The organism is Streptomyces ferrugineus, from assembly GCF_015160855.1.
Taxonomy (GTDB): domain Bacteria; phylum Actinomycetota; class Actinomycetes; order Streptomycetales; family Streptomycetaceae; genus Streptomyces; species Streptomyces ferrugineus.
In genome coordinates, this window is the sequence record NZ_CP063373.1 from 1,718,453 (window position 1) to 1,730,625 (window position 12,173).

At 71.5% G+C, this 12,173-nt stretch carries 10 protein-coding genes; 4 read left to right on the forward strand and 6 right to left on the reverse strand.

Annotated elements, in window-relative coordinates; translation table 11 throughout:
- The first annotated feature begins 76 nt into the window (after nt 1–76).
- From IM697_RS07890 to IM697_RS07900, 3 genes are all read left to right on the forward strand, one after another.
- Nucleotides 77–1,867 (forward strand): TIGR03767 family metallophosphoesterase, encoded by a 1,791-nt coding sequence (locus IM697_RS07890; RefSeq protein ID WP_194045989.1) that lies wholly within the window; start codon nt 77–79, stop codon nt 1,865–1,867.
- Between the two features lie 90 nt (nt 1,868–1,957).
- The gene (locus IM697_RS07895; RefSeq protein WP_194045990.1) at nt 1,958–3,097 is read left to right on the forward strand and encodes a serine hydrolase domain-containing protein; all 1,140 of its coding nucleotides are present in this window, start codon (nt 1,958–1,960) and stop codon (nt 3,095–3,097) included.
- Nucleotides 3,098–3,236: 139 nt separating this feature from the next.
- Nucleotides 3,237–4,466 (forward strand): serine hydrolase domain-containing protein, encoded by a 1,230-nt coding sequence (locus IM697_RS07900; RefSeq protein ID WP_194045991.1) that lies wholly within the window; start codon nt 3,237–3,239, stop codon nt 4,464–4,466.
- On the opposite strand, the gene IM697_RS07905 is transcribed toward IM697_RS07900, so the two are convergent.
- The 3 genes from IM697_RS07905 to pepN all read right to left on the reverse strand — a co-directional run bounded on the left by IM697_RS07905 (nt 4,453) and on the right by pepN (nt 8,627).
- On the reverse strand, nt 4,453–4,659 hold the full coding sequence (locus IM697_RS07905) for a hypothetical protein (RefSeq protein ID WP_194045993.1): 207 nt from the start codon (nt 4,657–4,659) through the stop codon (nt 4,453–4,455). The two genes, IM697_RS07900 and IM697_RS07905, sit on opposite strands and share 14 nt — an antisense overlap.
- A 108-nt stretch (nt 4,660–4,767) precedes the next feature.
- On the reverse strand, nt 4,768–5,829 hold the full coding sequence (locus IM697_RS07910; protein WP_194045995.1) for a hypothetical protein: 1,062 nt from the start codon (nt 5,827–5,829) through the stop codon (nt 4,768–4,770).
- Nucleotides 5,830–6,038: 209 nt separating this feature from the next.
- A complete protein-coding gene (gene pepN, locus IM697_RS07915) occupies nt 6,039–8,627 on the reverse strand; it encodes an aminopeptidase N (RefSeq protein ID WP_194045997.1) in 2,589 nt (862 codons plus the stop codon).
- 148 nt (nt 8,628–8,775) lie between these two features.
- Here pepN and IM697_RS07920 point away from each other — a divergent pair, with 148 nt between their 5' ends.
- The gene (locus tag IM697_RS07920; RefSeq protein WP_194045999.1) at nt 8,776–9,414 is read left to right on the forward strand and encodes a mycothiol-dependent nitroreductase Rv2466c family protein; all 639 of its coding nucleotides are present in this window, start codon (nt 8,776–8,778) and stop codon (nt 9,412–9,414) included.
- Between the two features lie 3 nt (nt 9,415–9,417).
- Here the strand turns inward: IM697_RS07920 and IM697_RS07925 are convergent, their stop codons facing one another.
- From IM697_RS07925 to IM697_RS07935, 3 genes are read right to left on the reverse strand one after another with little or no spacing between them, the layout of a single operon-like run.
- Nucleotides 9,418–9,627 carry a hypothetical protein gene (locus tag IM697_RS07925; RefSeq protein WP_228044561.1) on the reverse strand — a complete coding sequence of 70 codons (210 nt, stop codon included), beginning with the start codon at nt 9,625–9,627 and terminating at the stop codon, nt 9,418–9,420.
- Nucleotides 9,628–9,644: 17 nt separating this feature from the next.
- A complete protein-coding gene (locus IM697_RS07930; protein WP_194046001.1) occupies nt 9,645–10,700 on the reverse strand; it encodes a glycerophosphodiester phosphodiesterase family protein in 1,056 nt (351 codons plus the stop codon).
- A gap of 26 nt (nt 10,701–10,726) precedes the next feature.
- Nucleotides 10,727–12,148: an FGGY-family carbohydrate kinase gene (locus IM697_RS07935; RefSeq protein ID WP_194046003.1), complete on the reverse strand. Its 1,422-nt coding sequence runs from the start codon at nt 12,146–12,148 to the stop codon at nt 10,727–10,729.
- Nucleotides 12,149–12,173 lie beyond the last annotated feature (25 nt).

Sequence of the window (12,173 nt, forward strand, 5' to 3'; positions counted from 1 at the left end):
ACAGTGAGCGGGGTGTTCGCATCCGCGACCGCCCCGCGACCACTGCCGACGCGTTCGCATTCGGGGAGATCGCGCCATGTCGCGCATACGCTCTGTCGCCAGCTCCGCGCTGGGGATCCACCGCCGTACCCTGCTCGCCGCCACCGGAGCGGTGACCCTCTCCGCGGGCGTCGGCTACGCCCTGCGGCCCACGCAGAGTGAGGCTGCCACGACCGCCCCCCAGGCCGACACCGCTGCCGCCGGGGCCGACGCCGCTGTCGCCGAGGCCCCGGTCGGCGCCTCCCGCAAGGTGCCGGCCGCGCTCGCCCCGTACACCCGCGGCACCACCGTCGCGGGCGTCGCCACCCCGCAGGGCAGCGGCGGCTACCGCCGGCTCGGCGACGGGCCCGGCTGGAAGCGCGTCGTCCGCGAGAACCTGGCGGCCGCCAAGTCGGGCCGCGAGAGCCGCCGTACGGCGCTCGCCGCCTTCGTACAGCTCACCGACCTGCACCTGATCGACACCCAGCATCCGCTGCGCCTGGAGTACCTGCGCTCGACGGACGTGCACGCCTGGCGGCCGCAGGAGGCGCTGACCGTGCCCGGCGCGGTGGCGCTCGTCGAGCGCGTCAACGCGCTGCGGGGCGCCCCCGTCACCGGCGCCCCGCTCCACTTCGCCATGACCACCGGCGACAACACGGACAACAACTGCAAGTCCGAGCTGGAGTGGTTCCTGACGGTGATGAGCGGCGGCCGGATCACCCCGAACACCGGTGACCCGCGGCGGTACGAGGGCGTCCAGAACAGCGGCCTGAAGCTGTACTGGCAGGCCAACGACCGCGTCCGCGACGCCGACAAGCAGCTCGGCTTCCCGCACATCGAGGGCTTCCTGGCCGCCGCGATCCGCGAGACGCGCAGCCCCGGCCTGAACATCCCCTGGTACTCGACGGTCGGCAACCACGACGCGATGCCGCTCGGCACCTACGCCTCGCACGGCGACTCCTACCTCACCGACCTGGCCGTCGGCGGCAAGAAGCTCATGAACGCGTCGGCGTCGGACGCCAAGAAGCTCCAGGACTCCCTCAAGCAGGACAAGGACCCGCGGGGCACCGTCTTCAAGGACTTCCTCAAGGCCCACGCCCGCTCGATGCGCTCGGTCACGCCGGACGAGAGCCGTGCCCCCTTCACGCCGAAGGAGTACGTCCAGGCCCACCTGGACCCGGCCCACCGCGGCCACGGCCCGGTAGGCCACGGCTACTCGACGGCCAACCTGGACGCCGGCACCCAGTACTACAGCTTCCGCATCTCCGACGACGTCATCGGCATCAGCCTCGACACCACCGACCCCGGCGGGCACTACGTGGGGTCCATCGGGGCGGCCCAGTTCAGGTGGCTGGACCGGACGCTGCGCGAGAACAAGGACTCGTACGCGATCGTCTTCAGCCATCACACCAGCGGTTCGATGGACAACCTGCGCCGCGACCCGGCCCGCCCGAACGAGCGGCGCGTCGGCGGGGCCGAGCTGGTCCAGCTCCTCGCGAGCCACCGCAACGTGCTGGCCTGGGTGAACGGCCACATCCACAAGAACGTCATCACCCCGCACTCCACCGCCGGCGGGCACGCCTTCTGGGAGATCTCCACCGCCTCCCACGTCGACTTCCCCCAACTCGCCCGGATCATCGAGGTGGTGGACAACAAGGACGGCACGATCTCGCTGTTCACCACCCTGATCGAGTCCTCGGCCCCATACCGCGCCGACTTCGCGGACCTCTCCCAGACGGGACTGGCCGCCCTCTACCGCGAGCTGTCCCTCAACGCACCCGGCGCCAGCACGAAGCTCGCGGGTGAGCGGGGGGACCGCAACACGGAGCTGGTCCTGAAGAAGGGCTGAAAGCCACCCAACCGCCGCATAGATCCTCAACCTTCGTCTCGCACCCCCGGTCGTTCTCCTCGATCGAGCCGAATGCGAGATGGGGGAGATATGACGGTACGCACGACGATGACAGCGGTGACGGCCGCGGTGCTGTCGCTGGCTCTGGCCGGACCGGCGGTCGCGTCGGCCGACAGCAGCGGGGACTACGGACACCAGGCCACCCGCCGGGCCATGGAGGCAGCCGTCGCCGACGGCGTACCCGGCGTCACGGCCATGGTGCGGGACGGCCGTCGCGGCTGGTCGGCGACGGCGGGCGTGGGCGACCTGAAGACGGGCAAGCCGCGCTCCCCGCACGACCGCTACCGGGTCGCCAGCATCACCAAGACCTTCGTGGCGACGGTGCTCCTGCAACTGGAGGCGGAGGGAAAGCTGTCGCTGGACGACACGGTGGAGCAGTGGCTGCCGGGCCTGGTCCGGGGCAACGGCCACGACGGCAGCCGCATCACGCTGCGCCAGCTCCTGAACCACACCAGCGGCATCTACGACTACCTGGCCGACCCGGCCTTCCAGCAGACGTACATGGCCGCCGAGGGCTTCCTCCAGCACCGCTACGACCGGAAGGAACCCGAGTACTTCATCGCCATCGCCATGACCCACGAGCCGTACTTCGCGCCGGGCACCTCGTGGCACTACTCCAACACCAACTACGCCCTGGCCGGCCGGGTGATCGAGAAGGCCACCGGCCGCCCCTACGGCGACGAGGTCCGCGACCGCGTCATCAAGCCCCTGCACCTGAGCGCCACGTCCGTGCCGGGCACCCGTGTGACGGTGCCTCAGCCCAGCAGCCGCGCCTATTCCAAGCTGGCCAGGACGGCGACCGGCCCGACGTACGACGTCACCGAGCTGAACCCCCGGCTGGCCTACGGATCCGGCGAGATGATCTCCAGCTCGGCCGACCTGAACCGCTTCTACACCGCGCTGCTGCGCGGCAGGCTGCTCCCGCCCGAGCAGCTCGCGGAGATGAAGACGACGGTCCGGTCCAGGGGCACGAACGGCTACGGCCTCGGCCTCGTCGAACGCACCCTGAGCTGCGGAGTCCATGTCTGGGGCCACGACGGGGGCATCCACGGCTCGAACACGGACGCGGTGACGACGGCGGACGGGCGCCACGCCCTGGCGTTCAACTTCAACGGCGACTGGTCCGGGGACGCCGACGCGGTGGTGGAGGCGGAGTTCTGCGGCAGGTGAGCGTGGCGTGCCGCGGTTGTCCGAATCTGGCTCAACCGGTGCGAAGCGCCTCAACCTGAGCACGAACCCCAGAGTCTCCACCCCCGACCACGCTCGACGTGAACGACGACACGTGAACGACGACAAGGGGGAAGAAGACATGACCGTACGCACGGCACGCGCGACCCTGGTGGCGGCGACGGCGGTGGCGTTGTCGCTGGGCCTCGCCGCCCCCGCACTGGCGACGGCACCCGCCGGAGACGGCCACCAGCCGACCCGCGACGCCATGGCGGCCGCGGTCGAGGCGGGCGTCCCCGGAGTGACGGCGACCGCGCGGGACGGCCACCGCACCTGGTCCGCGACGGAGGGCGTCGGCAACCTCAAGACGGGCAAGCCGCGTTCGGCCGCGGACCGCTACCGGGTGGGCAGCATCACCAAGACCTTCGTCGCCACGGTGCTGCTCCAACTGGAGGCGGAGGGGAAGCTGTCGCTGGACGACTCGGTGGAGGAGTGGCTGCCGGGCCTGGTGCGGGGCAACGGCCACGACGGCAGCCGGATCACGCTGCGCCAGCTCCTGAACCACACCAGCGGAGTCTTCAACTACACGGCGGACGACGACTTCGGCCGCAGGTATTTCCTGAAGGACGGCTTCTTCGAGCACCGCTACGACACCAAGACGCCCGAGGAACTGGTCGCCCTCGCCATGACCCACAAGCCGGACTTCGAGCCGGGGACGTCGTGGAACTACTCCAACACCAACTACGTGCTGGCCGGGATGGTGATCGAGAAGGCCACGGGCCGCGCGTACGGCGACGAGGTCCGCGAGCGCGTCATCAGGCCGCTGCACCTGAGCGCCACGTCCGTCCCGGGCACCCGTGTGATGGTGCCGCGGCCCAGCAGCCGGGCCTACTCCAAGCTGGCCGAGACGGCGACGGGGCCGACGTACGACGTCACGAGGATCAACCCGTCGATCGCCTACTCGGCCGGAGAGATGATCTCCAACTCCACCGATCTGGGCCGCTTCTACGCCGCCCTGCTGCGCGGCAAGCTCCTCCCGCGCGAGCAGCTCGCCGAGATGACCACGACCGTTCCCCTCGACGACACCAACGGCTACGGCCTCGGCCTGATGAAGACCGAGCTGAGCTGCGGTGTCACCGTCTGGGGCCATGGCGGCGGCATCCACGGCTCGATATCGGAGGCGGTCACGACCCAGGACGGCCGGCGTTCCCTCGCCTTCAACTTCAACGGCGACTGGTCGGGGGACACGGTGGCGGTGGTCGAGGCCGAGTTCTGCGGAAAGGATGGAAAGGCTGGAAAGGCCGGAAAGGGGGGCAAGGGTGAGGCGATCGAGCCGACTCGGACACGCGGTATGACGTTCATGCACCCGTGATGTCCGTACTGTCTGCCGTGCGGCGCCACGGCAGGCGGAGCGGGCCGTTCGCGGCGAGAAGCGCCAGCCCCTCGTCCAACTGGAGGCCGGGGCACTTCGGGGCGACGGGGACCGACCTGCCGCTCCCCAAAGTGATCAGGCCCCAGGCCAGGGGGAGCAGGAACAGCATCAGTAACACGCCGCGGAATCTCATCCGGGCCAACCTAGGGCCTGCCCCGGCCGATGACACGAGGAGGGGCCGCCGGCGTCAGGCCCGGCGGCCCCTCCTCTCCCCTCCTGGCGCTGCCTTCGCGGTCCGTCACTACCTCGGCAGCACCACGACATACGCGGCCGGCTCCCGGTCCGCCGCCGCCATCAGGGCCGTACGGACCACCGCCGCCTGCTGCTCCACCGCGTCCCGCAGCTTCTTCGGGGTGATGTGGACGACCGTGATGCCCAGACGCTCCAAGTGCTCGCGCTTGCGGGCGTATTCGGACCACAGGGCGTCGTCGTCCTGCCGGAGGCCCTGCCGGGGTGCGCGGGTGTCCAGCTCCACCGCCACCGCCTGCTCCGGCCAGTACGCGTCCAGGCCGCCGAGGTGGGGGCCGCCCGGCAGCCGCAGGTCCACGTTCCAGACCGGGTCGGGCAGGCCGTACTCGTGGACCATCGCGTACAGCCGGTCCTCCGCGATGGCGCGGCCCTCGGCGAGCAGGGAGTCCACCGCGTCCACCACATGGGGGCGGGACAGCAGCTTCGCCTGGTTCAACTCCCGTACCACCGAGGCCGGTTCGCAGTGACCGGCGCGGACGGCCTCGGTCAGCAGGCGGCGTACGGCGCTCGCGTCCGTGAGTTCGGCGACCGCGTCGGCCAGGGCGCGCGGGACCGGCGCCACCGGGAGGCCGGTGACCTGCTGGGGCGTGGGGAGCGCGGCGGTGCGCAGGATGCGGGCGCAGCCCGTGGAGCGCAGCCGGCGCATACGGGGAACCAGGACGTCGATGGTGTCCAGGGCGGTGAGCGGCGGGGTGGCCGAGAAGCCGTGCAGGGTCAGCGCCGCGAGGCCCGTGATCATCGCGTCGGCGTAGGCGGGGGCGGCGCGCCCCTGGCCGGCGTCGGGCTGGGACGGCACACCGGGCGAGCGCTCCCGCGCCGCGTACATCAGCACCGCGTGCAGCCGTTCCTCGCTGGTCGGCGGGCCGGGGTGGAGGAGATAGACGCCGGGGAGGAACTGCTGCCAGGGGCCGCCGGGGCGGCACTGCTCGCTCATCTCGGCGGGCGCGACCCCGTGCGACTTGAGCTGGGCGGTCGTCATGACACGGCGGTGCACCTCGGAGAGGTGGCACAGCGGGCGGGGGGAGAGGGGGGAGAGCGGGGTGTTGTGGTTCATGACCCGGAGGCTTCCGTGCCCGATCCGCTCGCTAACCGCTGTTACACGTCCGTCGGAAAATGCGGACAATCCAGCGCTAAAGGACGGGTGTTCGGATGCCGAGTAGGCAGGGAAAACCCCTGGTCCGATCGGGTGGGACCAGGGGTTACGGCTGCTATTGCCTGAATTCCGTAACGGTCACGCAGGGCCGTGATCTTTGGCCAAAGGTATTAGGAGGTTGACGCCGCCGTCGCGTCGCACGCCTGCCCCCGCAGCCCCCGCGCCAGATCGTCCCGCGCCTCCAGCACCAGCCGCCGCAGCGCCGGAGCGGCGTCCTCGTGCGCCGCGAGCCACGCGTCCGTCGCGTCCAGCGTGGCCTGCGACTGCTGCAGCGCCGGGAACAGGCCCCGCACCACGTCCATGCCGATCTGGATGGACCGCTCGGCCCACACCCGCTCGATGGCCGCGAAGTACTTCTCGGCGTACGGCGCGAGCAGCTCCCGCTGCGTGGGCCGGCCCCAGCCCGCGATCGTCGCCTCGACCAGCGCGTTCGACAGCGCGTCCGACTCCACCACCTGCGCCCACGCCTGCGCCTTCACCGCCGCCGACGGCCGGGCCGCCAGACAGCGCACCTGATGGCGCTTGCCGGAGGCCGTGTCGTCCCGGGCCAGTTCGGCGGCCAGCTCCTTCTCGCCGACGACGCCGTGCGTGGCCAGCGTGTCCAGCAGCGCCCAGCGCAGCTCCTGGTCGACCTCGAGACCGTCGACCGCCGCCGAGCCGTCGAGCAGGCCCGACAGCAGCTCGAAGCCGGGCTCGTCGGTCACCCGGGCGAAGAACCGGGCCCACGCCAGCTGGTGTTCGCTGCCGTGCTCGGCGGCGTGGAGCTGGGTCACCGCGCCCTGCGTGAGCAGCCGCGAGCCCTGCTCCCGCCAGTCCGGCGCCACGTAGTGCGTCAGCGCCGACTCGGCCCACGCCTGCAGCATCTGCAGCACACCGATGTCGGACTCCCGGCCCGCGAACCTCAGCACCAGATCGATGAACTCCCGCGCCGGCAGCAGCGCGTCCCGCGTCATGTTCCACAGCGCCGACCAGCACAGGGCCCGGGCGAGGGGGTCGGTCATGTCGCCGAGCGCGGCCCGCAGCGTCGCCAGCGACGTGTCGTCGAAACGGGTCTTGCAGAACGTCAGGTCGTCGTCGTTGACCAGCACCAGCTCCGGCGCCTGGGCCCCCGTCAGCTCCGCCACCACCGTCCGCGCGCCGTCGACGTCCGTCTCGGCCTGCGCGTACCGCTCCAGCGCGCCCTCCCGGCCGCGCCGGTACAGGCCGACCGCCACCCGGTGCGGGCGCAGTTCAGGGTGCGACTCGGCGGCCTCCTGCAGCACCGCCAGCTCGGCCACGTGCCCGTCCGCGTCCAGCAGCACCTGCGGGGTCAGCGAGTTCACGCCCGCCGTCTGCAGCCACGAGCGCGCCCACGCCGCCATGTCCCGCCCGCTGGTCTCCTCCAGCACCGACAGCAGATCGCCGAGCCGTGTGTTGCCGTAGGCGTGCCGCTTGAAGTAGCGCCGCGCGCCCTCCAGGAACGCGTCCTGTCCGACGTACGCCACGAGCTGCTTGAGCACGGAGGCGCCCTTGGCGTAGGTGATGCCGTCGAAGTTGAGCTTGGCGTCCTGCAAGTCACGGATGTCCGCCGTGATCGGGTGCGTCGAGGGCAGCTGGTCGGCGCGGTACGCCCATGCCTTGCGGCGGTTGGCGAAGGTGATCCAGGCGTCCTTGAAGCGGGTCGCGCCGACGCATCCGAAGGTGCCCATGAAGTCCGCGAAGGACTCCTTCAGCCACAGGTCGTCCCACCACACCATGGTGACCAGGTCGCCGAACCACATGTGCGCCATCTCGTGCAGGACGACGTTCGCCCGGCCCTCGTACGAGGCCTGCGTCACCTTGCCCCGGAAGATGAACTCCTCGCGGAAGGTGACCAGCCCCGGGTTCTCCATCGCGCCGAGGTTGTACTCGGGCACGAACGCCTGGTCGTACTTGCCGAACGGGTACGGATAGTCGAAGTGGTCGTGGAAGAAGTCCAGGCCCTGCTTGGTGACCAGGAAGATGTCGTCGGCGTCGAAGTAGGGGGCGAGGCCCTTGCGGCACATGGCGCCGAGCGGGATCCGCAGGGTCGTGCCGTCGGGCAGGGCGCGCTCGTAGGAGTCCGTGACGTGGTGGTACGGGCCCGCCACGACACAGGTGATGTACGTCGAGATCGGCTTCGTCTCCGCGAACCTCCAGATCCCGTCCGCGAGTTCACCGGCCCCGTTGCTCCACACCGTCCACCCCTCCGGCGCCCGGACCTCGAACCGGAACGGCGCCTTGAGGTCCGGCTGCTCGAAGTTGGCGAAGACCCGGCGCGAGTCGGCCGGCTCGTACTGCGTGTAGAGGTAGACCTCGCCGTCCTCCGGGTCGACGAAGCGGTGCAGGCCCTCTCCCGTGCGGGAAAAGGCGCACTGGGCGTCGACCACCAGCTCGTTGTCGGCGGCCAGGTCCTCCAGCGTGATCCGCGAGCCGTCGAAGACCTCGCTCGGGTCCAGGTCCCGGCCGTTGAGGGAGACGGCCGTCACACTCGGCGCGATCAGATCCGCGAAGCTGGTCGCGCCGGGCTCGGCACACCGGAAGCGGACCGTGGTGACCGAGCGGAAGGTGCGCGCCGCCCCGCTTTGGTCGTCTCCGTCACCGAGGGCGGACCGCACGTCGAGGGACACGTCGTACCCGTCGACGGCCAGCAGGGCGGCCCGCTCCCGGGCCTCGTCGCGGGACAGATTCTCACCGGGCACGGGTGGCACTCCCTCAGGTGGTGTTCAGTATGCGGACGGCCCGATCCTGCCATGCGCCCCCGGCCCGCGACATCGGGGAATGGCCGGGGGAGCTGGGATGTTTCCCCAGAGGTTTGTGCTGAGACTCGCTTGCCTTCCGAGGAGAGACATGTCGGACAAGACCCCCGTCGACTTCTGGTTCGACCCGCTGTGCCCCTGGGCCTGGATGACCTCCCGCTGGGTGCTGGAGGTGGAGAAGGTGCGCGACATAGAGGTCCGCTGGCATCTGATGAGCCTCGCCGTCCTCAACGAGGACAAGCTGGACGACCTGCCCGAGGAGTACCGCGAACTGCTCGAGACCAAGGCGTGGGGCCCGGTCCGGGTCGTCATCGCGGCGCAGGAGGAGCACGGCGCCGAGGTGCTCGGCGACCTCTACACCGCGCTCGGCACCCGCATCCACAACCAGGACGAGGGCCCCGGCAAGGAGACCGTCGCCGCCGCGCTGAAGGACGTCGGCCTGCCCGAGGCCCTCATGGAGCACTGGGACGGCACCCCCTACGAGCCGCAGCTGCGCGCCTCCCACAAGGAGGGCATCGACAAGGTCGGCCAGGAGGTCGGCACCCCCGTCATCGCGGTCCCCGGCGCCGACGGCGAACAGCTCGCCTTCTTCGGCCCGGTCGTCACCCCGGCCCCCCGGGGCGAGGAGGCCGCCAAGCTGTGGGACGGCACCCTCGCCGTGGCCTCCGTGCCGGGCTTCTACGAGATCAAGCGGACGCGGACGAAGGGGCCTGACTTCAGCAACCTGTAGGGGTCACTCGTCCGGCTCGGGGAACGATCCCCCGTCGTTGTGGTCCCCCAGCCGCTGGTAGCGCCGGCAGCCCTCGCGGCCGCAGCGGTAGTACGAGCCCAGGCGAGTGTGCCTGGGCTTGTGCTCCGCGACATAGGCCTGCTCGCCGTCGTCGACGACCCGGAGAAACTCCTGGAGCGTGTCACCGCAGTTCCTGCACCGCATGGACACCATGGGACCCCTCCCGCGCGTCAGCCCTTCCTGGCCATCACCGCCAGATCCGGGAAGTCGGTCACCACGGCGTCGACTCCCATCCCGTAGTACAGCGCGTACTCGGCGAACGCGTCCCCGAAATCGTTCGCTCCGCTGCCGCGCCGGAACCGTGCCGCCAGGAACTGGTTCTCCGCACGGAAGGTGTACGGCCCCACCCGCAGCCCCGCCGCATGCGCGTCCGCCAGCAGGGAGGTGTCCACGAGCGAGGACTTGTCCGGCCCGATCCAGTCCGCGTACGCGGCGATCCGCGCCAGCCCCGCCGGCGTCATCATGTCCCGGTACGTCGTCGGATCCCCGGCCGAGACCAGGTCGTACGGCCCGCCCGTGGTCCCCAGCGCCTGCCACAGCGGCACCCCCAGCCGCTCGGCCGCGATCCGCCGCAGGCTCGTCGGCTCGAAGGACTGCACGACACACTCGCGCCGCCCCAGCCGGTTGCGCCGGATCAGCCGCGCCAGTTGCGGCTCCAGGGGCAGGCCCAGCGAGCGGAAGTACGTCGGATGCTTGGTCTCCGGGAAGACCGCGATCGTCCGGCCGTGGGCCCTGGACAGCCCGCGCGCCAGATCGACGACCTCCTGGAAGGTCAGCACCCGGTCGCGGCCGTCGAACACGGTGTTGCGGTTGCGGACCTGCGGCAGCCGCTCCACCGCGCGCAGCGTCCTCAGCTCCGCCAGCGTGAAGTCCTCGGTGAACCAGCCCGTCACCGAACGCCCGTCCACGGTCCTGGTGGTACGGCGGTCCGCGAACTCCGGGTGCGCCGCCACGTCCGTCGTCTGCGAGATCTCGTTCTCGTGCCGGACCACCAGCACATGGTCCTTCGTCGGCACGAGGTCCGGTTCGATCCAGTCGGCGCCGGTCTGCACGGCGTAGGTGTACGAGGCCGCGGTGTGCTCGGGGCGCCAGCCGGCGGCGCCGCGATGGCCGATGACCACCGGGCCCCGGCCGGTCGGGGCGCGCTCGGCCGCGTGTGCGGGGAGGGCCGTGGCGGCCGGGGCCGCGGCGGCCGCGAGCAGGAGGGAACGGCGTCCGAGGTGCATGTGACTCCCTTGTGTCGTCGGGTCGTTCACGCGCGAGTGCGGTCCCGTGCCTGGGCCAGCCGGGCCAGATGGTCCTCGTAGAGGTTCGCGTAGTACGCCGCCCTGGCCGCGTCCGGCTCCACGACCGCCGTCGGCTCGGTCCAGGCCGCCGCGTCCAGGGCGGCCCCGAACCGCTCCGCCGCCGCCAGCACCGCGCCCCGCGCCCCCACTTCACCCTCGACGACCCGCAGCGGCCGGCCCAGGACATCCGCGAGCAGCCGCATCCAGGCGGGGCTGCGCGTGCCGCCGCCGCACACCGCGAGGGAACCGGTCAGCCCCGCCGCCTGAAGGCAGTGCCGGGCCGCGAAGCCGATGCCCTCACAGGTGGCGCGGACCAGATCGGCCTTCGTGGACTCCAGGCAGACGCCGGTGAGTTCGGCGCGCAGCCGGGGTTCGACGAAGGGGGCGCGCTCGCCCGACGGGGCGAAGTACGGCAGCACACGGACGCCGTTGGCTCCGGGCGGGGTCTCGGCGAGCAGGGCGTCGACCTCCTCGTGCCCGACGCCGGTCGTCGTCAGCACCCAGTCCAGGGCCGCCGTACCGACCATCGCGGGCATGGCGCGCAGCCAGTGGCCGGGACGGTCGGTGGAGATGTACAGGCCGGCCGGCTCGCCCTTCAGATCCAGGTCGGTCGTGGCGACCAGGCTGGCCAGGCAGGTGCCGACGATCAGCAGCCCGTCGCCCGGGGCGGTCACGCCCGCGCCGAGTGCGCAGGACGGCAGATCGTACGGGCCGTTCGCGAGCCGCGTCCCCGGTGGCAGCCCCTCGCGCGCCTCGGCCGTCGCGATCGGATCGCCGATCGGCGCCAGCAGACCCCGGCGGTGCGTCAGGCCCAGCAGCTCCACGACCCGGTTGTCGTACGTCCGGGTGCGCGGGTCGAGGAACGGCATCGACGCGTCCGAGACATCGGTCGTCGCCGGGGCGCCGGTCAGCCGGCGGAAGACCATGTCCTTGCAGTACAGGGCCGTGGCCGCGGCGTCGAGGGCCGCGGGCTCGTAGCGGTCGAACCAGGCCAGCAGCGGGCCCGGGCACCCGGGGAACATCGCGCTGCCCGTGCGGCGGAAGACGGTCTCGAACGTGCCGTCCGCCAGCCACTGGTCGAGCAGCTCATGCGCCCGGCCGTCCATCCAGGAGGCGGCGGGACGGACCGGGCGGCCCGCCGCGTCGACCAGCCAGACCCCGTCGCCCTGCCCGGTCAGGCCGGCCAGCTCGACCGGTTCCGCGATGCGGGCGGTGAGCGCGTCGAGCACGCCGACCACCGCGGCGTACACCTCCTCCATGTCCTGCTCGACGTGACCGCCGTGCAGGGCGAGGGCCACGGGGCGTGCCTCGACGGCGAGTTCGCGGCCGTCGGAGTCGAAGGCGGCGGCCTTCACCGTGGACGTGCCCACGTCGATGCCGATGTACATTCCCACCCACCTCTTTGGCTTGGCC

Coding starts and splice junctions, on each gene's coding strand:
- IM697_RS07890 (WP_194045989.1), top strand. CDS start 77: ATGTCGCGCATACGCTCTGTCGCCAGCTCCGCGCTGGGGATCCACCGC.
- IM697_RS07895 (WP_194045990.1), top strand. CDS start 1,958: ATGACGGTACGCACGACGATGACAGCGGTGACGGCCGCGGTGCTGTCG.
- IM697_RS07900 (WP_194045991.1), top strand. CDS start 3,237: ATGACCGTACGCACGGCACGCGCGACCCTGGTGGCGGCGACGGCGGTG.
- IM697_RS07905 (WP_194045993.1), bottom strand. CDS start 4,659: ATGAGATTCCGCGGCGTGTTACTGATGCTGTTCCTGCTCCCCCTGGCC.
- IM697_RS07910 (WP_194045995.1), bottom strand. CDS start 5,829: ATGAACCACAACACCCCGCTCTCCCCCCTCTCCCCCCGCCCGCTGTGC.
- IM697_RS07920 (WP_194045999.1), top strand. CDS start 8,776: ATGTCGGACAAGACCCCCGTCGACTTCTGGTTCGACCCGCTGTGCCCC.
- IM697_RS07925 (WP_228044561.1), bottom strand. CDS start 9,627: ATGGTGTCCATGCGGTGCAGGAACTGCGGTGACACGCTCCAGGAGTTT.
- IM697_RS07930 (WP_194046001.1), bottom strand. CDS start 10,700: ATGCACCTCGGACGCCGTTCCCTCCTGCTCGCGGCCGCCGCGGCCCCG.
- IM697_RS07935 (WP_194046003.1), bottom strand. CDS start 12,148: ATGTACATCGGCATCGACGTGGGCACGTCCACGGTGAAGGCCGCCGCC.